Raw genomic sequence first — 26455 nt, forward strand, 5'->3', positions numbered from 1 at the left:
CGGATGCGGTAAGAGTTACTGGTTGGACAGGGCCAGGGAGCGGACGATGTGCCGTGGCTTCAGGCCCGTCATGGTGGAGGGGTCCAGGGCCGCGCGGCGGAGCTTGCGGGTGTAGTCCTCCTTGGGGGCGGTCAGGACGGACGCGGTGCTGCCGTGTTCCACGAGCTTGCCGCGCTGCATCACCATGACGCTATCGCTGATCTCCTGCACCACGCCAAGGTTGTGCGAGATGAACACGTACGTGATGCCGGTTTCGTCCTGGATGGATTTGAGCAGCCGCAGCACCTGTGCCTGCACGGAGACGTCCAGGGCGCTGGTGGCTTCGTCGCAGACCAGCAGTTCGGGCTTGGACGCGAGCGCCCGGGCAATGCCGATGCGCTGGCGCTGGCCGCCGGAGAACTCGCCGGGGTGCTTGTCCAGGGACCGGACGGGCAGGCCCACCTGGTCGATCAGCTTCGCCGCCGCCGCGTGGCGTTCGGCCTTGGAGCGGATGCCCTGCAGCTTGAGGGGTTCGGCCACGATTTCCTGGGCGGTCATGTGCGGATCCAGGGAACCGTACGGGTCCTGAAACACCATCTGGAACTTGGAGCGCATGGGCCGCAGCTTCGCTTCGCTCATGGCCGCGATGTCCGTCCCGTCCAGGTTGATGGACCCGCTGGTGGGGGTCACCAGCCGCATGAGGGCCTTGGCGATGGTGGATTTGCCGCAGCCGGATTCACCCACCACGGCGATCGTCTTGCCTTTGTCCACAGAGAACGAGACATTGTCCACGGCCCGGAACGTGCCGCCGGGGACGTGGTAGTCCACCACCAGGTTGTCGACGGCGAGGAACGGCTTAGTCATTGCGTGCTCCGGTCTGGGTGAGGGCTGGGTCAGTGGTGGCTGCGGGTGTGCCGGCGGCAGGACTGCCTGGGGCACCGGCGGCCGAGCGGCGGCCGGTGGCGGCGGGCGTTTCGTCCCACTCCCCCAGCACGGGCACGGCGGCCAGCAGGGTCTGCGTGTATTCGGTGGCGGGGCGGTCCACGATCTGCTGGACCTCGCCGGATTCGACGAAGGAGCCGTCCTTCATCACGTGGATGCGGTCCGAAATGAGCCGGGCCACACCGAGGTCGTGCGTGATCATCAGGATGCCGATGCCGCGCTGTTCCTGCAGTTCCAGCAGCAGGTCCAGGATGCCGGCCTGCACGGTGACGTCCAGCGCCGACGTCGGCTCGTCTGCCACCAGCAACTGCGGCTCGCTGGCCAGCGCAATCGCGATCAGCACACGCTGCAGCATGCCGCCGGAGAGTTGGTGAGGGTATTTCTTCAGCTGCTTCTCCGGCGTGGGGATGTGTACCTGCTCCAGCAGACGCACGGCCCGGGCCTGCAGGGCCGCCTTGTCCTTGGCGGACGCGGCACCGGCAATCCGGATGGCTTCGAACAGCTGGCTGCCGATCGAATGGACCGGGCTCAGCGCCGTCATGGGGTCCTGCGGGATCAGCGCCAGGGTCCTGCCGCGCACCTTGTCGATGGCTTTGGGGTCGGCCGAGATATCGACGCCGTCAATCAGCACGGTGCCGGACAGTACCGCCAGGTCCTCGGGCAGCAGGCGGAGGATGCCCATCGCCGTCGTGGACTTGCCTGAACCGGACTCGCCGATGATGGTGACCGTTTCGCCGCGGTGGATGCTGAAGCTGACGGCGTCCACGGCGCGGATGATGGCGGTGTCCGTGATGAGCTCCACCTGGAAGTCGCGGACCTCCAGCAGGGGCTGTTCGGTGAACTTCGGGGTCTCGGGTGAGGAAGCCATGTCAGGCACCCTTCTTCTTGCGGCGGGGACGGTCGCGGAGGCCGTCGCCCAGCAGGTTGACGCCCACCACCATGAGCACGATCACCAGGCCGGGCAGGGTGACCATCCACCAGGAGGTGGTGATGTAGTCCTGGCCGTCGGAGATGATGCGGCCCCAGGTGGCGAAGGGCCGCTGCGGGCCGGCGCCCAGGAAGGACAGCGCGGATTCGAGCAGCACGGCCTGCGCCAGCAGGAGCAGCACCACCAGGGTTGCCTGCTTGATGACGTTGGGGATGATGTGCTGGATTAGGATCTGGATGCGGTGCAGGCCCAGGATCCTGGCGGCGGAGACGTACGGCTTTTCGCGTTCCACCAGCACCATGGAGCGGGTGAGGCGGGCAACTTCGGGCCATTGGGCGATGGCGATCACGAACGTGATCACCGGGATGGACGGGCCGAAGAGTGCCACCACCAGGAGCAGCATCATGAGCAGCGGCAGGGACATCTGGGCTTCGAGGATGCGGGAGATGATGGTGTCCACCCAGCCGCCGAAGTAGCCGGCGGCGGAGCCGAGGATCACGCCGATGGCGCCGGAGACCAGCACGGCCAGCACGCCGATTGTCAGCGAGACCTGGCCGCCGTGGAGGACGCGGGAGAGCAGGTCGCGGCCCAGCTGGTCGGTGCCGAACAGGTGCCCGTCCGTCAGCGGCGGCAGGCGCCGGGCGGCGAGGTCCTGGAAGTTGGCGTCCGGCAGCGGGAGCACGTTGGCCAGGATGATGGGGATGATCACCAGCAGGGTGCAGATGGTCCCCACCACCAGTTTCCACTGGGCGGATTTACGACGCCGGGTGGCGCCTGCCTTGGCGATGTCCGCCTTGGTGACGGCGCTGGGGCTGGGCTGCTTGGCTTGCGGCGAAGCGGAGCCGGAGGGGGTTGCCGAATCGATGCTCATGCTGTGGCCGCCTTTCCAAGACGAACGCGGGGATCAAGGAGCGGGTAGGCGAGGTCGATGAGCAGCTGGACGCCCACCGCCAGGAGCGCGGTGATGAGGACCGTGGCCTGGATGAGGGGGTAGTCGCGGGTTTCGAGGGCCCGGACAATCAGGGAGCCCACGCCGGGCCAGGCGAACACCACTTCAACCACCACCACGCCGTTGAGCATGGCGGCGAACCTGGTGCCCAGGGCGGTGAAGACGGGGATGGCGGAGTTGCCCATGGCGTAGCGCCAGGTGAGCACGGAGTTCTTCACGCCGCGGGAGCGGGCCACGGTGAGGTACGGGGCGGCCAGGTTGTTGGTCATTTCGCGGCGCACCATGCGGGAGATCAGCGCGATCTGCAGGATTGCGATGGTGACGGTGGGCAGGACCAGGCCGCCCCAGGTGGCGAAGCCGGAGGCCGGAAAGAGGGGGACCAGCACGGCGAAACCGGTGAGCAGCATGATGCCGGTCCAGAAATCGGGCATGGACTGCCCGGCGATGGTGAGCACGTTGACGCCGAATTCGCGGCCGGTGTCGGGGCGGCGGGACATCCACACCCCCAGCGGGATGGCGACGACGGCGGTCAGCAGGATTGCCGACGTCGCCAGGGTCAGGGTGTAGGGCAGCCGTTCGAAGACCACCTGCATGGCGGGGGCCTGGAAGGAGTAGGACTGGCCGAGGTTGCCGGTGAAGAGCTGCTGGATGAAGATCCAGTACTGCTCCAGCACCGGCTTGTTCAGGCCGAACTGTTCGCGGACCTTGTCCAGCTGTTCGGTGGTGGCCAGGGGTCCGGCGTAGGAAACGGCGGGGTCTCCCGGGGCCAGGCGGATCAGGATGAACACCGTGGATACCGTGAGGAACACGGTGAGCAGGCCCTGTCCCAGGCGCTTGAGGATGTAGTTCGCCATTGCTTAGGCCTCCAGCCGGACGTCGACGAGGGGGTAGGAGTTGGTGGGAGCAAGGTTGATGCCGGAGACCCGGTTCCGGTGGGCCAGGACGGACTTGGGGACGAATGCCCAGGCGCAGGGCCAGGTGTCCCAGACGGCCTGTTGGGCGTCGTTGAGCAGCTGGGTCCTGCGGGCCGGGTCCGCTTCTGCGGAGGCGGCCTGGATCTTGGCGGTGACCTCGGGGATCACGTAGCCCTGGTAGGTGTCGCGGGTGGCTTCCTTTTCCGGGGTGCCGGTGTACATGCCTTGGAGCATGGTGATGGCCAGGCCGGTGGGGCTGGGGTAGCCGTTGGCCAGCAGATCCCAGTCGCCCTGTTTGCCTTGGCGCCAGGCCATGATGTTGCCGCCGGGTTCGAACTGCTGGAGTTCGGCCTTGACGCCGATCTTGCCGAACATTTCCACGAGGGCTTCCATCACGGAGGTGTCGGAGGCGAATTCGCCGGTTTCCCAGATGATCTTCAGGGTGAGGTCCTTGACGCCAAGTTCTGCAAGGGTGGCCTTGGCCTTCTCGGGGTCGTACACGTATTCGCCGGTCTTGTGGTAGCCGGTGAGGCTGGAGGGGGTGACGCCTTCGGCCTGGGTGACGGAGTCCACCAGGACGTCCTTGACCAGGGACTGGCCGTCGATGGCCATGCTGAGGGCCTGGCGGACGCGGGGGTCGGCGAGGGGGTGGCCGGCGGGCTTGCGGAAGTTGAAGAAGATCTGGTTCAGGCGCAGGCTGGAGGCTTCCTGGAGCGTGACTCCGGGCAGGCCGGCCAGTTGGGAGCGGGAGTCCGGGGTGATGGAGTCGATCACGTCCACCTCGCCGGAGCGAAGGGCGATGACGCGGCTGGATTCCTCGGGGAGGAACCGGACTTCCACCTTGTCGATGCGCGGGGCGGGGCCCCAGTAGTTCTGGTTGCGCTCCAGGCTGTAGGTGCCGGCGCCGCGGTTGTACTTGGTGACCACATAAGGGCCGGTGCCCAGGCCTTCCTGGAGTTCCTCCGGTTTGTTCTGTGCGGCAGGGGTTATCAGGATCATGCTCATCAGCGAGTCCAGGATGGGGACCGGCTTCTTGGTGACCATCTTGAACGTGCGGTCATCCACGGGGACAACCTCGGGGAATTCGGGGAAGAACCCGGCCACGAAGGAGCCTTGGACCTGCTTGTACATCTTCAGGGCGGTGGCCACGTCTTCGATTGTGACGGGGCTGTTGTCCGAGTAGCGGATGCCCTCGCGCAGGCGGACGGTCCATTCGGTGGGGCCGGTCATCTCGAAGCGTTCGGCCAGCACCAGGACGGGCTTGGTTTCGGGGCCGATGGCGGTGAGGCCCTGGCGGACCGAGCGTTGCACGGTGACGGCTGCGTCAAACTGGTTGAGCTTGTTGTCCAGGCTGACCAGGGACCGGTTGAGGGCCAGGGTCAGGGTGCTGGGTCCGGGGAGTCCGGTGGGGCCGGCGCAGCCGGCCAGGCTGCCGGTGCCCAGCAAGAACCCGGCGGCCGCACCAAACTGCAGCAGGCGGCGGCGGGAAATCTCACTTCCTTGAGGAAGAACGGTCATCGTTGACCTCTCGGTAGATCGGGGATGGCGGGCTGCCGGAATGGCTGCGCCGAATGTTGTGTCCATCACTTTGCCACTCCTGCGCAAATTGCGCAACCTACCTAGCGCGATTCGCGCAACCGTGTCATGATGATGGAAAGCTTCCCGCTGATTGGCGGGTTCCAGCCGACTATGACGAGAGGAGCACCGTGGCTTCCGTATTTGTGCAGGCCGACGACTTCTCCGGAGCCGCCGAGGTTGGGTATTGCTTTGTGGAACATGGGCTGACGGCGCAGGTCACGCTCGCCGCGGGTACGTCTTTCGGAGCGCACGACGGCGGCCCCTCCTTTGCGGGAGAGGTCACCGACGTGGTGGTCGCCGATACACACTCCCGCGGCCTGTCCGGGGCCGAGGCTGAGGCGTTGGTGAAGGAGGCGTTCTCCGGTCCCGAGGCCTCTGCCGCACAGGTGCAGTTCAAGAAGATGGATTCCCTGTGGCGCGGCAACATCCAGGCTGAGGTGTCGGCCTTGGCCAGCCTTGGCTTCCACGCCGTGATTGCGGGCGCACTCCCCCAGCTGCAGCGCACAGTACGCGGTGGCAAGCCGCTGGCTGCCGGCACTCCCCTGGCGGAAACGGACCTCTGGCAGGCCGAGCTGTTGGCCCCGCCAGCGGATGTTCCCTCATTGCTGGCCCCGGCGGATCCGTCTTCTGTGCGCTCCGTTGATCTGGCTGCGGTCCGCTCCGGATCCCTGGCTGCGAAACTCGCCGGGCTGCTCGAACCCGGCCGGCCGCAGCTCGTGGTGCTGGACGGCGAGACCGTCCGGGACCTGGAGAACACCGTGGACGCCCTGCTGGAACTCGAGTTCCGGGCCGGCGGACGCCGCATCGTGCTGGTCGGGACCGGCGGGGCGGCCGATGTCCTCGCCCAGCGGCTCAGCACACGACTTGCGCGGAATGCGCAACCTGTGGCAACGGCTGACACAACCACCGCGGAACCGCAGGAGGCACCCGGGCCGGTACTCGCCGTCGTCGGCTCCGCTTCACGGACCGCGCAGGCGCAACTGGCTGCCCTTGAAGCCAGGGGGTTCACGGTGGTCCGGCTGCACCCGCTCTACGCCGGTGCGGACGGCGCCTACGTGTCCCAACTGGCCCAGGTTTCGGCGGATTTGCGGTCAGGTGCCCGCGTGATCATCACGTTGGCGGCCCAAAAAGTGGACCCGTCCGCTTCACCCCGCATCGTGCAGGCGCTGGCAAGGTTCGCCGCCGAGGCCGTCAAGGGAACCCGGGCTGACCTGATCCTCACCGGCGGTGAGACGGCCCGGGAGGTGCTGGACGCCGTCGGCCGCTCTAGCCTGGTGCCGCTCGCAGCGGTGCAGCACGGAGCCGTGCTGAGCCGCGCGGACGACGGGACGCTGGTGGGCACCAAGCCCGGCAGCTTCGGCGACCACCTGGCCCTCCTTCAGCTGTACGACGAAATCCGGAAGCGCCGCGGCCAGGCCGCCGCAGCTTCCACCCAAACCCTTTCCCACAAGACTTCCGAAGAATCTGGAGCAACAATGACTGACGAATCAACGCATAACCAGCCCCTCCCCTACGTGGCCGTGACCATGGGCGATGGCGCCGGCGTGGGGCCCGAGGTGGTGGTGGCCGCCGTGCTGGATCCGCAGAGCAACGCCGAGTGCCGGCCCGTGGTGATCGGCGACGCGCTGCGGCTGCGCCAGGCCGCGGAGACCCTGGGCATCGAGGCGGACATCCAGCCGATCGAGGATGTGGACGATGCTGTGTTCACGCCGGGCCGGGTGAACGTGATCGATCTGGCGCTGCTGCCGGCGGACCTGCCGTGGGGGCAGCTGTCACCCGTGGCCGGGCACGCCGCCTACGAATACATCCGGGTGGCCAGCGAGCTGGCGATGGCCGGGAAGGTGCAGGCCATTTGCACCGCGCCGCTGAACAAGGAGGCGCTGCACGCCGCCGGGCACATCTTCCCCGGGCACACCGAGCTCCTGGCGCACCTGACCGGCACGGAGGAAGTGTCCATGATGCTCTCCACACCAAAGATCCGGGTGATCCACGTGACCACGCACATCGGGCTGGTGGATGCCATCCGCAAGATCAACCCGGACCTGGTGGAGCGCACCATCCGCCGCGGCCACGAGGCGCTGGTGCGGGCGGGCATTCCCAACCCGAAGATCGGCGTGTGCGCCATCAACCCGCACGCCGGCGAGAACGGCCTGTTCGGCCAGGGCGAGGAAGCGGAGAAGATCGAGCCGGGAGTGAAGGCGGCGCAGGCGGATGGGATCAACGCGGTGGGCCCGCTGCCGGCGGACACACTGTTCTTCCTGGCCGGCCGCGGCGATTACGACCTGGTGGTGGCCATGTACCACGACCAAGGGCACGGGCCGGTGAAGGTGCTGGGCATTGAGGCCGGCGTGAACATCACGGTGGGCCTGCCGGTGATCCGGACGTCCGTTGACCACGGCACCGCGTTCGACATTGCCGGCAGGAACATCGCCGATTCCCGGTCCATGGTGGAGGCGCTGCACCAGGCGGCGGAGATGGCCACCCGCCCGGCCCACGTTGGTTGAGCCAGTCGAAACCCATCGGTGACTAGCATGGGTACCACTGCCACCGCCATGCCCACGGGAAGGAGACCGGGAATGCTCAGCGCAAACGCGCGGCGCGAGGAGATCTACCACCTTGCCGTGACCACCGGCCTCGCGTCCGTGGAGGAGCTCTCGGCGAAGTTCGAGGTGACGGCGTCCACCATCCGCCGCGACCTGGCGTTGCTGAACGGGCAGGGCCGGCTGGCCCGCACCTACGGCGGGGCGATGGCGCTGGGCGCGCACCCGGAGGCTTCGCTGCGGCAGCGGACGGGTGAGGCGTTCGAGCAGAAGCACGCGATCGCCCGGTGGGCGGCCTCGGTGATCCAGCCCGGGGAGAGTATCCTGCTCGACGCCGGCTCCACCGCAGGTGCCCTGGCGCACGAGCTGCGCGGGTTTGACCGGTTGTCGGTCACGACGCCGGGGATCAACACGCTGCAGGAGCTGGCCGAATGCGATGGCATCGAGGTGGAATGCCTGGGCGGCCGGCTGCGCAGTGTTTCCCAGAGTTTCGTCGGCCCGCTGGCGGAGGCGGCGCTGGAGCGGATGAGCTTTGACCGCGTCTTCCTGGGGGCGGACGCCGTCACCGCCGACGACGGCATCTGCGAGGCCGACCATGCCCAGACCCGCCTCAAGGAGCTGATGGCCCGGCGGGGACGTGCTGTTTATGTATTGGCCGACTCCTCAAAGCTGGGCCTTCGGCCTTTCCACGCCTGGGCCCGCTTGGCGCTTCCCTGGACGTTGGTGACGGACGACGGCGCCGACCACGCCCAGGTGCAGAAGTTCCGGGACGCGGGGGTCAGCGTTGAGGTGGCTGCGGTTTCTGCGTAGGTTCTGCCGGGTACGCTGCTGCTACCAAGCACCTGAATGAAACGGAGACGTCCATGCACGCCGTGCTCGAATACACCTACGCTGACGACTACCTCGAGAGCCGCGAGCAGTACCGCGCCGACCACCTCCGGGCGGGGTGGGAAGCGGTGGAACGCGGCGAGCTTCTGCTGGGCGGCGCAGCCGGCGAAGGCCCCTTCAAGGGATTGCTGATTTTCACCGGCGAGAACCCGTTGGAGGCCGCCAAGGCGTTTGCCGCCGCAGACCCCTACGTCATCAACGGTGTGGTGACGTCGTGGACCGCCAGCCCGTGGACCACCGTATTGGGCAACGAGGCCGCTTCACCGGTCCACCCGTAGACGTGAGCGCTTGGCCGCACTGACCTGAACCTACTCGGCGATGTCCTCGGCCCACAGCTCCGGCTTGTCGGACTGGAACGAGCGCATCATGTCCACGCAGCGCTGGTCATCCAGGACCAGCACCTCAACCCCGCGTGCGCGCAGGAGGTCCAGTTCGCCGTCGAACGTGCGCGCCTCCCCCACCACCACGCGGGGGATCTTGAACTGGATAATGGTTCCCGCGCACATGGCACACGGGGCCAGCGTGGTGTAAAGCGTGGTGTCCCGGTAGCTCTTCTGCCGGCCGGCGGCGCGAAGCGCTGACATCTCGCCGTGCGCGATCGGATCGGCGTTCTGGACCCGTTCGTTGTGCCCGCTGGCGAAGACGTCGCCGTCCCGGGCGATCGCAGCGCCGATGGGGATGCCGCCTTCGGCCAGGCTCTTCCGGGCGGCCTGGTAGGCGGCCTCGAATGCCGGAAGGTCCGTGCTGTCCAGTGCCGGCGCGGCGGTTTGGCGCTGTTCGTGGGTCATAGCGGGGACCTTACGTCGTCCTGTGCGGCGATGGACTCGGCGATCCGTTTGATTGCCTCAAGTGTTTTCGGGATGCCGTCCAGCGCTTGCTGGGTGCGATCGGCGATCTGCGCGTCTGCGTCGGCGCCGTACTTTTCTCCGAACATGGCGATCCCCTCGGGCAGGAATTCCCAGGACTCGGTCAGGACGGTTCCGGTGTCAGCGGGAGTCAGGGTGAAGCCCCAGCGGACGTATTTGCCGCCCACCACCCAGGCGAATTCGCGGCCGCGGTCGGCTGTCACCACCTGCGAGCGGGTCTCCCAGGTCCGTTCCGGGAGCTCGTTCCGCCCGGTGAACCAGGCGCCAACGTGGCCGGCGGTGTCCTCGTCGTCCCACCAGCACGCTTTGCAGACCGGGCTCCACTCACCGGTGCGGGTGACGTCGGAGACCAGGCTGTAGAGCGTCTCGGCTGATGCGCTGACCGTGACGGAATCCTGGTGTTGGCGGGGGCTGCTCTGGTTCATGGCTCCATCCTTGCAGACGGGCACTTCTCCGGCCGATAGCGGCCGCCGTGCCACAACTACTCCTGGGCCGGGATAGGACATGGCGCGGAAGATGGAACGACGACGGCGTGACTACCTTCCGCCGTCGGCCTCGGTCAGCGTGGGCGAGCGTCAGCCGCTGCCCTGAGCCCAGGGCCGGAGCGGGAACTTTCGGTCAGTCGGCTTCGGCTGAGGCGTTTGGCCCGATTTGCGTACCGTCCTCCCCAGCTTTGGTGAGTGTGAAGATCCCGTAGCGCATGGCACCGGTGCGGTAGGCCAGGATCAGGCGCGGGATGCTGAGGACGAAGACGCGGTTGCGAGCGCGAAGGGCCAGCCGGCGCATCTCGGGATCCACGAACAGGGCCTTCACCAGCCGGCGAGCGCAGATCGGCCAGGTGCGGGCGACCCGGCGGCTGACATCCTCATAACCGCTGATCTCAAAACCGGCCGCCATAGCCATCGCCTCGTACTCCTCGCGCGTGCCCATCGAGGGCAGGCGACCCTCTCGGCAGATCGGCTCCAGCAGGTGGCGGACCTTCCACCCGCCCGCATCGGTCTCGGCGAGCCACACGCAAATGACGAACCGGCCGCCGGGCGCCAGCACGCGGTGCGCCGCGGCAAAGAACCTGGGCTTGTCCACCATGTGCTCGCTCGATTCGATGGCCCACGCGGCGTCGGCCGAGGCGTCGGGCAGCCCGTTGTCGAGCCAGTCGCGGACCTGGATGTCCACCCCCGGTACGGGGTGCGCGGCGGCATAGTGGGACTGCTCACCGGACAACGTGAAGCCGGTGACGCTAACCCCACGCGTCACAGCGAGCCGCCGCGCAGTGGAGCCGTAGCCACAGCCGATGTCCACGCACGCCTGGCCGGGTTTCAGTCCCAGCCGGTCGCCCACAGTGTCCACCAGCGCCTCGACGGCCTCACCAGGTGTCTCGCGGCCCGTCCCCCAGAGCCCGTGGTGGACATGTTCGCCCCACACCCGGCGATAGATGGGATCGAGCTCGTCGTAGTGATCCGCCACGGCCACGGCGTCCTGGGAGATATCGGGGACGATCACGCCCCGACCCTACAACGGCGCATCAGAGCGAAGGAAGGGGAAGGGCGACGGCAGCACGTGCGTCCCGCCGTCGTCCGTCCACCGGTCCCTACCAGTTCGTCGTCGACTTCCCAGGGTGAAGGTTTGTCGGGGGTGTCGCTTACAGTAAAAGCCGACGACGTGATGCACCAAACATCGGACCCCAATGGACTTCTACGCCATCAATTCCCTGCGGGAGAACCATGCAGGCTGGTCACTGCTCCGTGCCCAGAATGCGCCGCTGGCACTGACGTTTTTCATGGCCGCGTTCACGGGTCCAAACCAGCGCAACCTGGGCCGGCAGGAGCTGATCGACGTCCTGGACGACGTACTGTTCGGCCTCCGCGACAGTGAAGGCGAGGAGAGGTTCCCCCGTCCCGCAGGTGAATACCTTGATGACTGGGCGGCCGACGACCGGCAATGGCTAAGGAAGTATTACGTCCCTGGCGAGGACGAACCCCATTACGATCTCACGGCGGCTGCGGAGGATGTGGTCCGCTGGGTGGAGAACCTGCGCGGGCGGGACTTCGTCGCAACCCAATCCAGGCTCACCAGCATCTTCGCGGTCCTAAAACGGCTGGTGCAGCAGTCCGAGACGGACCCGGAGGTGCGGCTCGGGGAGCTGCAGCGCCAGCGGGACGGGATCGATGCCGAGATGCAGCGGATCCGCGACGGCAACATCCGCGTTATGACTGGCCCGGAAGCGTTGGACCACTTCCAGCAGCTCACGGCCCTGGCCAGGGACCTGCTTTCCGACTTCCGCGAGGTGGAGCAGAACTTCCGCAAATTGGACCGACAGGTGCGGGAGCAGATCGCCACGTGGGACGGCACGCAGGGTGAGCTGCTGGAGTCGATTTTCGATAACCAGCAGGACATCAGCAGCTCCCTCCAGGGCCGCACGTTCCAGGGGTTCTGGGACTACCTGATGTCGCCCCAGCTCCGGACCGAGCTGCAGGACCTGCTTCAGCGTGCCACCCGGATCGAAGCCCTGGCCAACGCGGACAGCCTGAACGCGCTGGCCAACCTCCACCAAGACTGGCTTCCCGCCGTTGAACAGACCCAGGCCACCGTCCGCCAGCTTTCCCAGCAAATGCGCCGGCTCCTAGACGACAAGGTGTTCCTTGAGAACAAACGCATCATGCAGCTGATCCGCAGCATCGAATCCGGTGCGCTGGGCACCCGGGAGGCGTCACCGTCGGGCGCTTTCATGGAAATTGACGCACCATCCGTGGACGTGGTGCTGCCCTTTGAACGGCCCCTTTATGAGCCCAGCCGCAAAGTGCTGGTGGACGACGCCGTCGAAACGGCCGATGACGCCGATGTGGACGCCTCGGCCCTGTTCGGCCAGTTCTTCGTGGACAAGGAACGCCTGCAGGCCAACATCGACGCCATTCTGGCCGGGACCGAGCAGGCCACCCTCGCCGAAGTCACGGCAGCGTACCCCCTCTCCCAAGGCTTGGCGGAGGTGGTGGCGTACTACCAACTGGCCACTGAATCGGACTGGGCCACCATCAACCCGGAAACGTCCCAACGCCTGTCCTGGCAGCTGCCGGACGGCTCCATCCGCGAAGCCACCATCGAACAAATCATCTTCGGAAGGCCGGCATGAACGTCCCCGCCACAGCTGACACTGAAACCCGCGCGCCCGAGGAGCTTCCCGCCGTCGTCACCCGGCTCTTCAAGGGCGTGCTTTACGCGGAGAACGACGAGAAGCTCTGGCAGTCTCTGCTCGGGCTGACCTCGCAGGTGCGCGACTACGTGGGGGTGCTGGGCCTGGACCTGTTGCTGGACGAGTCTGAAGGATACGCGTTCCTGCGGTCCAAGGATGATCCGGACGGCACGCTCCCCCGGCTCATCGCCCGCCGCTCCCTGACCTTCAACGTTAGCCTGCTGCTGGCCCTGCTCCGCCGGCGCATGATGGAGTTCGACATCAACAGCAGCGAGGTCCGGCTCATTATGAGCGAACAGGAGATCGCGGACATGGTCTCGGTGTTCCTGCCCGAATCCAGCAACGAGGCCCGGGTCCTGGACCGGCTGGGGGCTGACATCAAGAAATTGGTGGAGCTCGGTTTCCTGCGCAAGCTCAGGGGGCAGGCAGATACGTACGAGGTGGCACGGATCCTGAAGGCCTACGTGGATGCGCAGTGGCTGGAAGAGTTCGACGCACGGCTGGATGACTACCGCCGGACGCTCGCCGGCGAGCCGCCCACCTCTGCGGAGCCTGCCAGGGCAACCGAAGCCGCACGCACAATTGGGGAGGACCTGTGACGGCGGAACTGGCCACGGACTTGCAGGAGAGCTTGTTCAGTCTGGATGAAACAGCTGCCGACGGCGGCACTCCCCCGGGCTTCCGGCTGCACCGCCTGGAGTTGCTCAACTGGGGCACCTTCCATCAGGGGGTGCGCACGTTCCGGTTGGACGGGGCCAACAGCCTGCTCACCGGCGACATCGGTTCGGGGAAGTCCACGGTGGTGGATGCGATCACCACGCTGCTGCTTCCTGCGCACAAGATCGATTACAACAAGGCCGCGGGGGCGCAGAAGAAGGAACGTTCCCTGCTGTCGTACGTCCGGGGCTTCCATAAGAGCGCCAGGAGCGCCGCCGGGTATTACTCCAAGCCGGTGGCGCTGCGCGGTACTGGCCAGCTGACGGTGGTGCTGGGCGTCTTCCATAACGCCGTGCTCGGCAAGTGGGTCACGCTGGGCATCACGTTGTGGGCTACTCAGGAGGCGGGGCAGCCCAACCGGTTCTACTCGCTCGCGGAAGCGGACCAGTCCATCGCTGCCGACTTCAGCAAGTTCGGCCAGGACCCGCTGAAGCTGAAGAAGAAGCTACGCGCCGCCGGTGTGTCGGTCCAGGATTCCTTCGATCCGTACGCAGCGGCCTTCAAGCGCCAGTTTGGGATCAGCGGCAACCAGGCCATGGAGCTGTTCCACCGCACGGTGTCCATGAAGCAGGTGGAGAACATCACCTCGTTCGTCCGCGGCAACATGCTAGAGGATGATGACGTCGCCACCCGGATCACCAACCTGATCCACCATTTCGACGACCTGAAGAAAGCCCACGACGCCGTCCTCCGGGCCAAGGACCAGATCGCCCTGCTGACACCCATCAAGGAGGGCGCCGCCCTGCACGCCGGGCTAGAGGCCGAGTACAGCCTGGCGAAGGAGCAACGCGACCAGCTGCATCCGTGGTTCACGGACCGGAAACTGCAGCTGAGCCTGGAACACCAGGCCGAGCTGGAGCGCACGGGCGTGCGGCTGCAGGAAGACTGGACTCGACTGAACGGCGAGGTCAAGCAGCTGCGCCGGGACCTGGCCGGGGTGGAGGAGGATATCCGCACCAACGGCGGCGGTCGGCTCGCCGCGATCGACGCCGAACTTGACGCTTTGGCCGCCAAGTCCGCCGAGCAGAAACAGCGGTTCGAAGCCTACTCGGCCGCGGCAGCGGACCTTGGCCTGCAGGCCCCCGAGGACCGCGTGCTGTTCGATGCGAACCGGGCGGGGCTCACCGGGGTGGAAGGGGACTTGGCGGCGCGCTCCGAGGCGCTGCATGAAGAGCGCACCAGGCTGTGCATCCAGCAGGCAGGGCACGAGGCCAGGTCCGGGGAGATCAAAGCCGAGCTCACCAGCCTGCAGGCCCGGCGCAACCTGATCCCGCTCCCCCAGCTGGATATCCGCCGCCGGCTCTGCGAAGGCACCGGGATCCCGGACAGTGATCTGCCCTACGTGGGTGAGCTGCTTAAGGTCCGGGACGGCGAGGCCGCGTGGGAGGGCGCTGCCGAGCGGACCCTCCGCGGGTTCGCCCTCTCGCTCCTGGTCCCGGCGGAGCACTATGCCGCGGTCAGCAGCTGGGTGGACGCGAACAACCTGCGCGGCCGGCTGGTGTATCTGAGGATCGGCGAGTCCCCTGCGCCCAGAGCCGCCGAGCCGGGGACGCTCGCGGCGAAGATCGCCATTAAGCAGGGCACCCCGTTCCGGGACTTCCTGCAGGAGGAGCTCAGCAGCCGGTTTGACTACTTCTGCTGCGAGAACCTGGCCGATTTCCGCCGCTACCCCAAGGCGCTGACGGCCAACGGCCAGCTTAAAGGCGGCCGGGGCCGGCACGAGAAGGATGACCGCAAGGACCTGGCGGACAGGCGCAACTACGTCCTTGGCTGGGACAACCACGACAAGATCGCCGGGTTCCGCGCCGATCTTGACGAGGTACAGGGCACGCTGAAGGTCGTGGCCGGGCAGCTGGACCGGGTCAACACCAGGCTGGGGGCGCTGGGCCGGCAGAACCGGCAGCTCGGCGTCGTTGGTTCCGTCACGGAATTCGGCGAGATCAACTGGCAGGCCACGGCCCGTAGCATCGAAGACCTGAAGGCAGAAAAGCAGGCCCTGGAGACCACCAGCGACGTCCTGCAGCAGCTCATGGCCAAGCAACAGGAGGTCACCGACGGGCTGGAGCGGCTGGAGGATAAGGCAGGCAAGCTGCAACAGCGGCTGGGCGCCAATGAGAAGGATGCCCGGGACATCGCCGAGGCGATCGAGGAGTGCCGGGCCATCCTGGTTGACACGGCGGTGACGGACGACGCCGAGGTGCTGGCCGCCGTCGAACGCCTCACCGACGCAGCACTCGGCGACAAACCGCTCACCTACAAGAACACTGCCGCTGTGGAAAGCACTGTGCGGAACGGGTTGACGGACACCATCGACGCGCTGTCCAAGAGGATCGCCCGTGCAGCGGAGAGCACCGTCACCAAGATGGCGGACTTCCGCAACAAGTACCCGAACGAAACCACCGATGTCGACGCCTCGCTGGAAGCCGCGGCGGACTACAACCGGCTGCTGGAGCAGCTGGTGGGCAACGACCTTCCCCGGTTCGAGAACCAGTTCAAGGACCTGCTGAACCAGAACACCATCCGCGAGGTGGTGGCGTTCAATGCGTTCCTGGACAGCCGGCGGCAGAACATCATTGACCGGATCGGCGAGATCAACGAGTCGCTGGCGGGTATCCCGTACAACACGGGCCGGCATATCCAGCTGGAGCACCAGGCGACGTCGGACCAGGACGTGCGCGAGTTCGGCAGCGACCTGCGGGCGTGCTCGGAGGGGACCATCGGCGGGACGGATCAATACTCCGAGCAGAAGTACCTGCAGGTGGAGAGGCTGATTGACAGGTTCCGCGGCCGGGAAGGACTGACGGACCTTGACCGGAAGTGGACGGCGAAGGTGACGGACGTGCGGAACTGGTTCACGTTCTCGGCGTCCGAGAAGTGGACGGAGACCGGCGAGGAATATGAGCACTTCACGGATTCGGGCGGCAAGTCCGGCGGTCAGAAGGAGAAGCTGGCGTACACCATCCTGGCGGCGGCCCTGGCGTTCCAGTTCGGGCTGGGGTCCGGCAAGGGAGCGGGCAGGAATGCCGGCAGCGGCAGGAGCTTCCGGTTCGTGGTGATTGACGAGGCGTTCGGCCGCGGCTCGGACGAGTCCGCCCGCTATGGGTTGGAGCTGTTCCAGCGGATGAAGCTGCAGCTGCTGATCGTCACTCCCCTGACGAAGATCCACGTGATCGAGCCGTACGTCTCGCACGTTGGGTTCGTGGCGAACACCAACGGCGACGATTCGCAGCTGCGCAACCTGACCATCCAGGAGTACCGCGCGGAGAAGGACCGGCGTGGCCACTAAGGCGTGGTCCACGCTGGCGGACCTGAGGGCGCTGTCGCTCAAGGCGTGGAGCAGCGGTTCACTCCTCCGGGAGCTGCTGGAGCCCAGCGGACTGTACCCGCGCCGTCGTCCGTTGAAGCGTCCGACGGCGGCCGAGCTGCTCAGCGATTACGCGGCGGTCCGCGCGTGGGCAGGTGAGCTTTTTTCCGGGGCAGGTGCCTACTCTTTGGAAACGGTAGAGACCGGGCGGCGGACTGTGGGGGCCAATTCCCTTCCCGGCGCGGCTGTATTTGCCACTGTTGAGGACGAGATCGGCTTTGTTGGGAAGGCACGGGAGGTCGGCGTCTTCCGGTCCCTGACCGAGGGCCTGGCCGGACTGGATCCCCAGCTGGTGGACTGGGCAGCGAGGCGGCCGATGAAGCTCCTCGAACTGGGCCCGGCGGCCGTGACTGCGGCGCGCATAGCGTTGTGGCTGCGGGACAACCCTGCGCCCGGTATCTACGTCCGCCAGTTGGGCCTGCCCGGGGTGCACACGAAGTTCATCGAGCGGCACCGGCAGGTTATTGACCAAATGCTGGCCTCCGTCGAGTCCTCGCCCGGCGACCTGGAAATGTCCGCGGGTGACGGCGAGCTGGAGTCCTCGAATCATGATGCGGGGCTCGAGGACAGCGCAGGAAGGACACCTGCGGCGAGATTCGCCCGCCGGCACGGGTTCCTGCACCCTCCGGAGTTAGTGAGGTTTCGGCTGTTGGATCCTGACATTGACGAGTTTGGTGGGGCACGGGACATCACATTGACAGCCGAAGCGTTCCGCGGGTTGCGGCTGCCGGTGGATACCGTCATCGCAACGGAGAACCAGGTCAATTTCCTGGCGCTTCCCGACCGCCCAGGGACGCTGGCACTTTTTGGGGGCGGCTATGGATTCTCTTCCCTGCGGGACGCGGACTGGCTGCGCCGCTGCAAGGTCCGCTATTGGGGTGACATCGACACCCACGGCTTCCGAATCCTCGACCAGCTCCGGGCCGCCCATCCGCACGTGGAGAGTGTACTGATGGATGAGCGCACCCTGCTTGCACACAGGGATGCTTGGGGTACGGAAGAATCGCCCTCGCGGGCGGCGCTTGCGAGGATGACGGCTGCAGAAGCGGCGCTCTACGAATCCCTCGGGAGCACCTATGGCTCGAATGTTCGCCTGGAGCAGGAACTGATTAACTGGGATTGGGCGCTCCAAGAGTTGGGGGCTTGAGTCCTGCTCGCTGGCAGCAGGATTGGCTGGGAAGGACAACACAGTCGTGGCATCCCCGTGGCCATTACGCACCGCACCAGCACCACTTGTCCAACAAACGAGTGCTACTGGTAGAAGAAACAAGTACAACTTGTCTTAGGCTGGAATCCCCCGAGAAACCAACCGAAGAGCGAGGCAAAACGTGCACCAGGACGCCGCCCGGTTCCTGTCCCAGCCGGTGGCCGCGCAGCCGGGCTCGCCGCTGCGCGTGGCGGTGTACTCGCGCATCGCCGAGGCCATCCGCAACGGCCTCCTCACCCCCGGCTCCATGATCCCCACCGAAACCGAACTCGGCGCGGACATGAAAGTCAGCCGCACCGTGGTCCGCGAAGCCCTGATGCTCCTGGAGGAGGACGGCCTGATCAGGGCGCGGCGCGGCGTCGGACGCTTCGTCTCGGACACGCTCCCCCGCATCGGCATCGAACGCATCCGCCCCTTCGAGGAAGTCCTCGCCGGCCCCGGGCAGACCCTGGAGGTCAAGCGCACCCAGGCCATCCGCCAGGCCGCGTCCGAGTTCGTCGCCCCCGGCATCGGCGTGGAGCCTGGCACGGAATGCTGGCTCTGGGAGTCGGTCCTGATCCGCGACGGCGAGGCGATCGCCCACCTGCAGGAGAACGTCACCTCCCAGCCGGTCAGCTTCGACAAGAGCGTCCCGGCGCCCCTGGAAATAGCGGACGACGGCGGCGCCACCTTGCTTGCCACGCTCAACACCCTGCTGGGCCGGCTGGCCGGGCCGGGTGAGTGCCAAATCAGCCTCAGCCAGGTGGGCCCCAGCCGCGCAAAGCTGCTGGACCTCCGCGCGTCGGACCCGGTGCTGGTGTTGACGCAGTACGTGCGGCACGCCAACCGGCCCTTCTACCTGGCCAAGTGCTTGGTGTCCGCGCGCGCCGGGCACCTGTCCGTGATGCAGCAGTTCCAGTCCTGAGGATTTTCCCTTTACGAAGCACTCCGCAACGGCACGTTCGGGCCCGCCGTCCGCCTTGAACAGGGACTGCTCAGCTGGGACTGGGCGTTGGAACGCCTCAGCCGTACCGCTGAGGTCCACCAATGAGTAGCCAATGATCAGCCGCGATCAGCGTGCCAGCCCGAGGAAGACCGCGAGCGACTGCTCGACAGCGACCATCGTTTCGGAATCAATCCGACCGATTCGCTGCCCCACGTTGGATCGGCGCACGGTGGTGAGCTTGTCGACCATGATCTGGCTGGCCCGCTCCAGGCCGTTCAACTGGCCGGGTTCCACGGTGAGCCTCAGCAAGGGAGCGTCCGTGAGGTGCGACGTCAGTGGAAGAAGAGTGACGGACTCTGATTCCGCGAAGAGGTCGTCCTGGATGATGAGCGCGGGACGCGACTTTTGGGCATAGGTTCCGCCAGAGACGGTCCACAGCTCTCCTCGGTTCACTCCGGCCAATCTTCGGAGATCTGTTCAACAAAATCCTGATCGTCCGTGACACGGTCGGAGGCGGCGACAGCGCGGGCCTGGCGTTCTGCCTCACGCTTGAACTCGTCTGTACGCGCATCCGGTACCCACATTTGAATCTGGCGAAACCCGCGCTCACGCATGGCTATCCGGTGCCTCGCTACACGGTCCCTAACGCTCATGGCATCAACGTTACATGTAACGCCCTGCCCTGTCAGCGGTCTGGGCAAGACAGGTCATGCGGTGAGCGGGGATTTGTGTACGGGCCGCCAAAGGTGAGCGCGGGTTTGCGAGATGACGGCCGAAGGTGAGCGGGCGTCTAGATCAGCTCGGGCACCGGGGAGAGCTTGAGAGCAGCGTCTCCACCAGGTGCGGGGCGAAGTCCTCCTCCAGCGAGAGCACCACACGGCAGCGCGCGCCGGACACCGGCGGGTACCCCGCGTACAGCCCGCGCATGTCGCACACGGTCTGGCCGCGGCCAAGCCCGGAGGAGGTGTCGACGGCGGCACGCACCACGGGTGCCAGCGCAGGTTTAACGGCGCCAACAGCGAGCGCCGCGGCCAGCGGATCGTGCATCGCGGAGCAGGGCCGGCCGTAAATGCCCTCGTAGAACCGGAAGTAGTAGCCCAGCATCTCCCCCAGTGCCCGCGGCACCGGCTCAGCGGAAGCCAGCAGCTCTTGCCGGTGCGGCTCCTCCAGCACCGACGCCATAGTCACGTCCAGCGGCACCAGGGTCACGTCCCAGTCGGCGGGCAGCACCAGGGCGGCGGCCTCGGGGTCGTGCCAGATGTTCGCCTCTGCCACGGGCGTGATGTTCCCCGGCGCCAGCGCGGCCCCGCCCATCACGGTCACCGACTCCACCAGACACGGCAACGAGGGATCCAGCTCCAGGGCTTGGGCGAGGTTGCTCAGCGGCCCGATCGCCACCACCCGCAACTCCCCCGGGTACTCCCGCGCCAGCCGCACCAGCATCTCCGCCGCGGACTCGGCAGCCAAGGCGCTTAGAACGGCGGTCCGCAGGTTCATCGCTTCTTCCGCCCGCTGGTCATCACCGGTCTTTTGCGACCACAGGTTCATCTGCTTACCGGCCACCGAACCATGAATCCTGTCCGCTGTTGCCATGAGACCCTCGAGCATCTGGTCAGTGATGTTGGGGTTGGAAGCCACGACCACCAAAGTTTTTACAGTTCCCCTTCCGAATGATCTGTTCCAAGATTTCAGGGGTGGCATGTGGGTTCTTGGCGATGGCCTGCTGATGAACCTCGGTTTCCTGATGCTCCACCGCGAAGGTCAGGATCCCCATGTCCGCAGTAGTTTTAAGCGTTTCTGCCTGAATCCAATACTGGAGGTCCGCGAAACTGGCAGCCTCGGCAGTCAGGTGGTTTGAGAGTGCCCAATCCTGCTGGATCATCACCCGGTCCCTGATGGCTTCCAGATCCTTTGCGCCACAGCGACCGGCTTCGCCCAGCATCACTGCCAAGCGGTCTGAATAGAAATACCTAACCCGCTGTTTTTCTGCTTCCGTATATTCCAAAGCGCACCATTCCTTGATAGGGGCTAATCTTTGGTGCATTCATACCGGAAGCGACTGACATTCTCGAATCGATACCGCAAATATCTTAGTGGCTGGAAAGTCCTTCGGCACTGATGCTGCTGATGGTGTGAGCAGAGTGGCTTTCACTTTCAAAGACCTTGCTCACGATGTTGAGGCCAACAATGAGAACGACTGCGAGGGCGATGATGGCTAGGAACTTGTTCATGGCGGTGGTTTCTTTCTTTTTGTGGGCTCTGTGCCCCGGTTGGTGGATAACAAATTCCTAACCGGGCTGCCGCTCTACCGGATCGATCCCGACTCCGAACGGTCCCCCGGCTCCCGTCCTCGGATTGAGCCCTGATGCTCGGCACTCGGTCAGACTGGCCCCGACGCCAACAGATATGAAGGATCCCGGCTCGCTCGAGCAGAAGCCGAACTAAAGGGCTGATTTTGCGAATTTTCCGCACAGGAGAGCGTTTCGTGGGGTTAAGACGGTAGTGTTGGACCCGTAAGCAATGAGACGAAGGGTCGTCAGATGCTATTGAACTTTCAGGTCAGCAACTTCAGAAGTTTGCGTGATCCCGCAACACTGAGCCTGAGCCGCGTGGGCAAGCGTCCCAAGGGTGTGGCACCGGAGGACTGGAATCCTGTGTCCTCCATCATGGCGATATTCGGCAGCAACGCGAGTGGTAAGTCGACGGTCTATGAGGCCGTGCGAACTGTTCAGAACGCCGTGAGAGACAGTTACACCCGCTGGGAACCTGACAGCCCTGTTCCTGTCATGCCCTTCCTGCTGGATCCCGAGTTCATCACGGAACCTACGGAGTTTTCGACTGAGTTCCGCGCCTCCGATGGCCTCGAATATGTCTATGGCTTCTCCTGCGACCAAACGCGCATCCTGACCGAGAACCTGTATGTTTATAAATCCGCCCACCGCACTGTGCTCTTTGAGCGAGGATTGGGCGATGACATCGATGAGATCAGGTTCGGCCCGTCCTTTAAGGGTAAAAAAGCGGAACTGAAGGAAGCGGTCAAGTCCCGCCCAAATGCCTTGACCCTGAGTGCCGGAGCCCAGATCGGTGCTTCATCGCAACTGGTGCCAGCCCATCTTTGGCTGACGCACGGGCTCCAGTGCTACGACTCCGCGCACTGGGACACCGAGCACATGACGGTCATGAGGAACATCGCAACTGACCCGGACTTCAAGAAGACACTGCTGGCAGTTCTCTCAAAGGCAGATCTTGGGATTAACGGCATCGAAGTCAAGGAGACGGCCATGCCGCTCAACATGAATTTCTCTGAACTCCTTGTCGGGGGTTCGGATGGGTTGAGGTTTGGACCGTTCCGACTGGAGCGGAAGTCGAACGACAACCCCCGACCAGTAAAGCGTGAGATTGTTCTTTCCCATCGGTCATCGACTGGTTCAACACCCTTCCCGATGGCATGGGAATCCCAAGGCACCAAGTCCTTCCTTGCTCTGATTTCCAAGTGCCTTGTTGCCTTGGGATCGGGTGGAACGGTCATCGTTGATGAAATCGATGCCAGCCTCCATAGCGTTCTGACGGCTGAGATTATTGAACTTTTCAAGAGCCGAGCCACCAACCCTTTCATGGCCCAGCTAATTTTTACGACCCATGATGTCTCCCTTCTGAGCAAGGGGACTGCGCAAAACCCGCTGTTGGACCGGGATCAAATCTACTTTGTTGAGAAGGACCGCAACAGTGGTTCGCACCTCATCGCGCTCACTGAGTACACCCCCCGCAAAGAGGAGAATATTGAAAGGGGCTACCTGCTGGGCAGGTTCGGCGGTATTCCGAATCCGCACTTCATGGATTACGCCCTTGCTGTCGCTAACCCAAACAAGGTCTCGTAAGGATGCCCGTACAGCCACGGAAGCGCCAGTTCGATGGAAGGCGAAACCAGAACCGCAAGGTCGGAGGACGCGAACGGCGCGCAAGGCATCTGCTGGTCTCAGGCGGCATAGCCACCGAAAAAGAATACTTTCGCTATGTACAAGATGCCCTGAGCGCATCGGGCGCAACTTTGGAGTTCATTCCAGATGGCAGGAACCCCGCACGCCTGCTTGATGAAGCCGTCAGGCTGAAGGATGAGGACCGACGCGATTGCAAGCGCTTGAACGATATGGCCAACGCGTATCAGCGGGTTTGGGTCATCACCGACACTGACGACTTTGCAGCGGAAATCATGGGGCTGTTGCCGAAAGCACAGAAGGCTGGCGTTGAGTTCGTTATCAGTAATCCGTGCTTCGAGGTGTTCGTCGTGCTCCACGATGAGTCATACACCAAATACTGTGATGCCACCCAGATTCAGGCGGTCGCAAAGAAAAAGGGAATGGTCACGGGGACCAATAATAAGAACCTTGTGTTTGATAAGATTTACGGCAACTTCGACCGCGCCGAGGTCTTTTCCCAGCAACTCAGACGGCAGCACCAGCGTGACGACAAGTTCTTCCCCGAAAATAATCCGTCAACAAGTGTGGACGAAGTTGTCCGGGCTCTGATCGATAGTGCCTGTAAGAGCATCCCCGGTTTTGAGCACATACTATAAGTCGTTGGAAGCAAAAGAACCGCCTACCTTGCTGATGAGGTAGGCGGTTCCTTGTTTGGTGAGCCCTTAGGAGAGGCTCTTGCGTCGTTGTTCGGTCACCACATAGTAAATATCTATGATGCCGACGACCAGACTGGCTAGGGCAAGTCCCGCCTTTACGCCTGAGATTTTGTCTCGGCCAGCGTACTCAATCTCCTTGTTTGCGTTCTTGAAAGGCGGCAATGGAATCTCACCCAACCCGTTGGACCCGTGCACCCACGGCGCCCCGCCATGGAAGGAAGCAGCCAAAGGATCGTGTGCCCCCAGCGCCACCGGTACATCGGCGGCCCCGGCGAGCGCCAGTAGATCCAAGGTGTTGCGGGCGCCGAGGGCGGCACTGACGTTCCCGCTCACGGTCCCGATCCCGGCCACGGAAGCAAAGGGGGAGGCGAGCAGGTAGGCCAGGGCGAGGGCGTCGTCGATCCCGGTGTTGCAGTCCAGGTAAATGGGGGCAGTCATAGGAGGTTCCTTCGTAAGGGGATGAGGGGTTAGAGCGTCTCGCCCCTGGGGGCGGCGACGAAGAGGCTGACGATGAACGCGGCGGCGGTGATGCCCACGGAGATCCAGAGGGCGGTGGCGTACCCGGCGCCCGTACCAACAGCGGCGAACGGCGCCACGAGTACGACGCCGAGGCTCGCCCCGATCCCGAAGGACGCCCCGTTGATCCCGGGCAGCGCCGCCGGCGCCCCCTTGGGCGAGAGCAGCACCGAGAGCCCGTTGATGGCGGTGAGAAACAGTCCGTTGTAGAAGATGCCCAGGCAGGCAACGGCAACCAGCACCGCCACAGAAGAAGTGGAGAACAGAGCGGCAACCACGGCACACACCAGGCTCAGGCCGGTCCCCAGCCGGAGGATCCGGATCCACCCGCGCCGGTCCGCCAGCCACCCCGCCAACGGCGCGGCGAATACGCCAATCAGCGCTGCGGGCGTGAGGAACAGCAACGCCGAAACCGAGGCACTCAGCCCGAAGCCGCCGTCGTGATCCTGGCTGAGCAGCACAACGGTGAAGTTGATGACGGCGAAGATGCCGGCGAGGGTCAGGACGGTGGTGGCGATGACCGGCCACACCTGGCGGGAGCGCAGGTGGTGCACGGCGATGAGCGGGTGGCGGCGGCGCTTCTCGATCAGCCAGAACGCGGCGAAAGACGCGAGAGTACCGGCCAGCAGGGCCAGGGCCGTGGGCGAGGCCCAGCCGGCGGAGGAGCCGTCGGACACGAAGTAGGTCAGGAACAGCGAGAGCGAGCCGGCGCCCCACCAGTCCGTTGCCCCGCGGATGCCCTGCGGACGGCCAGCGGGGACCAGGCGGAGGATGCACAGGGCGGCCACCGCCGTCAGGACCAGTACCACCGCGAAGATGGACCGGAAGCCCAGGGTCTCGGCCATCAGTCCGCCCACCCAGCCGCCCACTCCCCCTATGCCGCCGTTGATGGCGGCGATGATGCCCACGGACGTGCCGAACACCCTGGCCTGCAGGTTCTCGCTGAGGACGATGTAGGCGAGCGCGAAGACGGCGCTGGAGACGCCCTGCAGGAACCGGCCGGTGACCAGCAGTTCCAGCGTGGGCGCGGTGATGCAGAGGATGGTGCCGGCGGCCATGATGCCCAGGACCAGCAGCAGCGCGGCGCGGCGGCCGATGAAGTCGCTCCACCGGCCGATCACCGGTCCGGCGATGGCGCCGGCCAGGGAAGAACATGGACTGGACGGGGCTGCGGCGTCGGCGCCCTTGCCGAAGCTGGCGGCGATCTGCGGCAGGGTCGGGGTGACCATGATGGCGTTGAGCTGGAAGGACAGCACGCCCAGCAGCAGCGACGAGATCAGCAGGGCGGCGCGGCGGCCGGAGAGCCTGGCAGCGTCGTCCGGGAGTACGACGGCGGCAGATGCGTCCGCGGGCGGCGCGGTTGCCGCGGGGGTTGGGGTGTTCACACCAAACTTTTTCAAAACCCGACCCGCTTCCGGCCCTCCGCCTGAGAGAGTTTCCCTTGAACACTTCACTTCCTGCCGTCACCGTGGTCGGCAGCATCAACCTGGACCTGATCGCCACCGCCGAGCGGCTGCCGACGGCGGGCGAAACTATCGGCGGCGCGGTCCTGTACGAGCAGCCCGGCGGCAAGGGCGCAAATCAGGCGGCGGCCGCTGCCAGGCTGGGCGGCGGCCGTGCCCGGATGGTCGGCGTCGGCGGGGACGCGTCCGGGCAGCGGATGCTGGACGCCCTGGTTAGCGCCGGCGTTGATACCTCAGATGTTGCCGTCCTGCCCGAGCCGACTGGGACGGCGCTGATCGTGGTGGACCGCGACGGTGAGAACCAGATCGTGGTGTGTCCAGGCGCCAACTCGCACGTCTCGCTTGGAGGGGTGGAGTTCGGCCCGGACGAAACGGTGCTGTGCCAACTGGAGATCGGCCTTCCTGTGGTGGAGGAGGCAGCACAGCGGACGAAAGGCATCTTCGTGATGAACGCGGCGCCGGCTATGGAACTGCCGGCGGAACTGCTGGAGCGGGGCGACCTCGTGACGTCAACGAGAGCGAGTACGCCCTGATCCCCGCCCTCGCTTAGGTCAAAACTCGTGGCGGTAACGTACGGCAAACGGCAAGAACGGCTGGGCGATGTTCGAGCATGGCCGGAAGATCGCCCAGGCGCCGTCCGTTGCGGTGACGGTGGCGAACACCGTCGGCGCGGGTGACACGTTCTGCGCCGTCCTGGTGCTGGCACACTCCGGTCGGGACTTGATTACGCCGCGGCGCTTTCTGTTGCGAACGCAGTGGGCGCTGATGCCGTGGGCGATCCTTCGTCTCAGCCGGATTTGGCACAGCTGGGCCACTACGTCGGGCGGACTACTACTGATTCGGGCGCTTCCTCGTAACT

24 protein-coding genes and 2 pseudogenes are annotated in these 26455 nt (G+C 65.3%); 11 read left to right on the forward strand and 15 right to left on the reverse strand.

The window, feature by feature from the left end:
* Nucleotides 1-15 precede the first annotated feature (15 nt).
* Genes QRM95_RS20410 through QRM95_RS20430 form a run of 5 tightly spaced genes read right to left on the reverse strand, consistent with a single transcriptional unit; the run spans nt 16 to nt 5230 of the window.
* The gene (locus QRM95_RS20410) at nt 16-843 is read right to left on the reverse strand and encodes an ATP-binding cassette domain-containing protein (RefSeq protein ID WP_285249245.1); all 828 of its coding nucleotides are present in this window, start codon (nt 841-843) and stop codon (nt 16-18) included.
* Nucleotides 836-1789, reverse strand: coding sequence for an ABC transporter ATP-binding protein (locus QRM95_RS20415; protein WP_285249246.1), 954 nt, complete (start codon nt 1787-1789; stop codon nt 836-838). The genes QRM95_RS20410 and QRM95_RS20415 overlap by 8 nt, the downstream gene beginning before the upstream one ends.
* 1 nt (nt 1790) lies before the next feature.
* Complete coding sequence (locus QRM95_RS20420) at nt 1791-2720, reverse strand: ABC transporter permease (RefSeq protein WP_285249247.1); 930 nt, start codon at nt 2718-2720, stop codon at nt 1791-1793.
* A complete protein-coding gene (locus tag QRM95_RS20425) occupies nt 2717-3652 on the reverse strand; it encodes an ABC transporter permease (protein ID WP_285249248.1) in 936 nt (311 codons plus the stop codon). The genes QRM95_RS20420 and QRM95_RS20425 overlap by 4 nt, the downstream gene beginning before the upstream one ends.
* Nucleotides 3653-3655: 3 nt before the next feature.
* On the reverse strand, nt 3656-5230 hold the full coding sequence (locus QRM95_RS20430) for an ABC transporter substrate-binding protein (protein ID WP_285249249.1): 1575 nt from the start codon (nt 5228-5230) through the stop codon (nt 3656-3658).
* 188 nt (nt 5231-5418) lie between these two features.
* Between QRM95_RS20430 and pdxA the strand changes: the two genes are divergently transcribed.
* The 3 genes from pdxA (at nt 5419) to QRM95_RS20445 (ending at nt 8996) form a co-directional block, all read left to right on the forward strand.
* Complete coding sequence (pdxA, locus tag QRM95_RS20435; RefSeq protein WP_285249250.1) at nt 5419-7794, forward strand: 4-hydroxythreonine-4-phosphate dehydrogenase PdxA; 2376 nt, start codon at nt 5419-5421, stop codon at nt 7792-7794.
* Nucleotides 7795-7866: 72 nt separating this feature from the next.
* Nucleotides 7867-8640 (forward strand): DeoR/GlpR family DNA-binding transcription regulator, encoded by a 774-nt coding sequence (locus QRM95_RS20440; RefSeq protein ID WP_285249251.1) that lies wholly within the window; start codon nt 7867-7869, stop codon nt 8638-8640.
* Between the two features lie 53 nt (nt 8641-8693).
* Entirely contained in the window at nt 8694-8996 is a 303-nt protein-coding gene (locus tag QRM95_RS20445) for a YciI-like protein (protein WP_141180965.1), read from the forward strand.
* Between the two features lie 30 nt (nt 8997-9026).
* On the opposite strand, the gene QRM95_RS20450 is transcribed toward QRM95_RS20445, so the two are convergent.
* From QRM95_RS20450 to QRM95_RS20460, 3 genes are all read right to left on the reverse strand, one after another.
* Nucleotides 9027-9506 (reverse strand): nucleoside deaminase, encoded by a 480-nt coding sequence (locus tag QRM95_RS20450; RefSeq protein WP_285249252.1) that lies wholly within the window; start codon nt 9504-9506, stop codon nt 9027-9029.
* Entirely contained in the window at nt 9503-10009 is a 507-nt protein-coding gene (locus tag QRM95_RS20455) for an SRPBCC family protein (protein ID WP_285249253.1), read from the reverse strand. Before QRM95_RS20455 ends, QRM95_RS20450 begins: the two co-directional genes overlap by 4 nt.
* Nucleotides 10010-10202: 193 nt before the next feature.
* Nucleotides 10203-11084, reverse strand: coding sequence for a class I SAM-dependent methyltransferase (locus QRM95_RS20460; RefSeq protein WP_285249254.1), 882 nt, complete (start codon nt 11082-11084; stop codon nt 10203-10205).
* Between the two features lie 184 nt (nt 11085-11268).
* Here QRM95_RS20460 and QRM95_RS20465 point away from each other — a divergent pair, with 184 nt between their 5' ends.
* From QRM95_RS20465 to QRM95_RS20485, 5 genes are all read left to right on the forward strand, one after another.
* Nucleotides 11269-12711: a DUF3375 domain-containing protein gene (locus tag QRM95_RS20465; protein WP_285249255.1), complete on the forward strand. Its 1443-nt coding sequence runs from the start codon at nt 11269-11271 to the stop codon at nt 12709-12711.
* Entirely contained in the window at nt 12708-13370 is a 663-nt protein-coding gene (locus QRM95_RS20470) for a DUF4194 domain-containing protein (protein WP_285249256.1), read from the forward strand. Before QRM95_RS20465 ends, QRM95_RS20470 begins: the two co-directional genes overlap by 4 nt.
* Nucleotides 13367-16774, forward strand: a complete 3408-nt coding sequence (locus QRM95_RS20475; protein WP_285249257.1) for an ATP-binding protein — start codon at nt 13367-13369, stop codon at nt 16772-16774. The genes QRM95_RS20470 and QRM95_RS20475 overlap by 4 nt, the downstream gene beginning before the upstream one ends.
* Nucleotides 16764-17999, forward strand: coding sequence for a Wadjet anti-phage system protein JetD domain-containing protein (locus QRM95_RS20480; protein ID WP_285249258.1), 1236 nt, complete (start codon nt 16764-16766; stop codon nt 17997-17999). The genes QRM95_RS20475 and QRM95_RS20480 overlap by 11 nt, the downstream gene beginning before the upstream one ends.
* Nucleotides 18000-18180: 181 nt before the next feature.
* Complete coding sequence (locus QRM95_RS20485; protein WP_285249259.1) at nt 18181-18963, forward strand: GntR family transcriptional regulator; 783 nt, start codon at nt 18181-18183, stop codon at nt 18961-18963.
* Nucleotides 18964-19110: 147 nt separating this feature from the next.
* Here QRM95_RS20485 and QRM95_RS20490 read toward each other — a convergent pair whose 3' ends face one another.
* From QRM95_RS20490 to QRM95_RS20510, 5 genes are all read right to left on the reverse strand, one after another.
* A complete protein-coding gene (locus QRM95_RS20490; RefSeq protein ID WP_285249260.1) occupies nt 19111-19437 on the reverse strand; it encodes a type II toxin-antitoxin system PemK/MazF family toxin in 327 nt (108 codons plus the stop codon).
* The gene (locus QRM95_RS20495; RefSeq protein ID WP_285249261.1) at nt 19434-19637 is read right to left on the reverse strand and encodes an antitoxin MazE-like protein; all 204 of its coding nucleotides are present in this window, start codon (nt 19635-19637) and stop codon (nt 19434-19436) included. Before QRM95_RS20495 ends, QRM95_RS20490 begins: the two co-directional genes overlap by 4 nt.
* A gap of 142 nt (nt 19638-19779) precedes the next feature.
* Nucleotides 19780-20622, reverse strand: coding sequence for a nucleoside hydrolase (locus tag QRM95_RS20500; protein ID WP_285249262.1), 843 nt, complete (start codon nt 20620-20622; stop codon nt 19780-19782).
* On the reverse strand, nt 20597-20989 hold the full coding sequence (locus tag QRM95_RS20505; RefSeq protein WP_285249263.1) for a hypothetical protein: 393 nt from the start codon (nt 20987-20989) through the stop codon (nt 20597-20599). Before QRM95_RS20505 ends, QRM95_RS20500 begins: the two co-directional genes overlap by 26 nt.
* 85 nt (nt 20990-21074) lie before the next feature.
* Nucleotides 21075-21215: a hypothetical protein gene (locus QRM95_RS20510; protein ID WP_285249264.1), complete on the reverse strand. Its 141-nt coding sequence runs from the start codon at nt 21213-21215 to the stop codon at nt 21075-21077.
* A 309-nt stretch (nt 21216-21524) separates the two neighbouring features.
* Between QRM95_RS20510 and QRM95_RS20515 the strand changes: the two genes are divergently transcribed.
* Nucleotides 21525-22862, forward strand: a complete 1338-nt coding sequence (locus QRM95_RS20515) for an AAA family ATPase (protein ID WP_285249265.1) — start codon at nt 21525-21527, stop codon at nt 22860-22862.
* 2 nt (nt 22863-22864) lie between these two features.
* A complete protein-coding gene (locus tag QRM95_RS20520) occupies nt 22865-23557 on the forward strand; it encodes an RloB family protein (protein WP_285249266.1) in 693 nt (230 codons plus the stop codon).
* Nucleotides 23558-23770: 213 nt separating this feature from the next.
* On the opposite strand, the pseudogene QRM95_RS20525 reads toward QRM95_RS20520, so the two are convergent.
* Together QRM95_RS20525 and QRM95_RS20530 are read right to left on the reverse strand one after the other, a co-directional pair.
* A pseudogene (locus QRM95_RS20525) lies at nt 23771-24055 on the reverse strand (nucleoside hydrolase); the annotation flags it as partial.
* A gap of 29 nt (nt 24056-24084) precedes the next feature.
* Nucleotides 24085-25518: an MFS transporter gene (locus QRM95_RS20530; RefSeq protein ID WP_285249267.1), complete on the reverse strand. Its 1434-nt coding sequence runs from the start codon at nt 25516-25518 to the stop codon at nt 24085-24087.
* 56 nt (nt 25519-25574) lie between these two features.
* On the opposite strand from QRM95_RS20530, the pseudogene QRM95_RS21180 reads away from it, so the two are divergent.
* Nucleotides 25575-26453: pseudogene (locus tag QRM95_RS21180) on the forward strand (PfkB family carbohydrate kinase).
* Nucleotides 26454-26455: the final 2 nt, after the last annotated feature.

This window comes from Pseudarthrobacter sp. efr-133-R2A-89 (genome assembly GCF_030209315.1).
In the GTDB taxonomy this organism is placed as follows: domain Bacteria; phylum Actinomycetota; class Actinomycetes; order Actinomycetales; family Micrococcaceae; genus Arthrobacter.

Coding starts and splice junctions, on each gene's coding strand:
- QRM95_RS20410 (WP_285249245.1), bottom strand. CDS start 843: ATGACTAAGCCGTTCCTCGCCGTCGACAACCTGGTGGTGGACTACCAC.
- QRM95_RS20415 (WP_285249246.1), bottom strand. CDS start 1,789: ATGGCTTCCTCACCCGAGACCCCGAAGTTCACCGAACAGCCCCTGCTG.
- QRM95_RS20420 (WP_285249247.1), bottom strand. CDS start 2,720: ATGAGCATCGATTCGGCAACCCCCTCCGGCTCCGCTTCGCCGCAAGCC.
- QRM95_RS20425 (WP_285249248.1), bottom strand. CDS start 3,652: ATGGCGAACTACATCCTCAAGCGCCTGGGACAGGGCCTGCTCACCGTG.
- QRM95_RS20430 (WP_285249249.1), bottom strand. CDS start 5,230: ATGACCGTTCTTCCTCAAGGAAGTGAGATTTCCCGCCGCCGCCTGCTG.
- QRM95_RS20440 (WP_285249251.1), top strand. CDS start 7,867: ATGCTCAGCGCAAACGCGCGGCGCGAGGAGATCTACCACCTTGCCGTG.
- QRM95_RS20445 (WP_141180965.1), top strand. CDS start 8,694: ATGCACGCCGTGCTCGAATACACCTACGCTGACGACTACCTCGAGAGC.
- QRM95_RS20450 (WP_285249252.1), bottom strand. CDS start 9,506: ATGACCCACGAACAGCGCCAAACCGCCGCGCCGGCACTGGACAGCACG.
- QRM95_RS20455 (WP_285249253.1), bottom strand. CDS start 10,009: ATGAACCAGAGCAGCCCCCGCCAACACCAGGATTCCGTCACGGTCAGC.
- QRM95_RS20465 (WP_285249255.1), top strand. CDS start 11,269: ATGGACTTCTACGCCATCAATTCCCTGCGGGAGAACCATGCAGGCTGG.
- QRM95_RS20470 (WP_285249256.1), top strand. CDS start 12,708: ATGAACGTCCCCGCCACAGCTGACACTGAAACCCGCGCGCCCGAGGAG.
- QRM95_RS20495 (WP_285249261.1), bottom strand. CDS start 19,637: ATGAGCGTTAGGGACCGTGTAGCGAGGCACCGGATAGCCATGCGTGAG.
- QRM95_RS20510 (WP_285249264.1), bottom strand. CDS start 21,215: ATGAACAAGTTCCTAGCCATCATCGCCCTCGCAGTCGTTCTCATTGTT.
- QRM95_RS20515 (WP_285249265.1), top strand. CDS start 21,525: ATGCTATTGAACTTTCAGGTCAGCAACTTCAGAAGTTTGCGTGATCCC.
- QRM95_RS20520 (WP_285249266.1), top strand. CDS start 22,865: ATGCCCGTACAGCCACGGAAGCGCCAGTTCGATGGAAGGCGAAACCAG.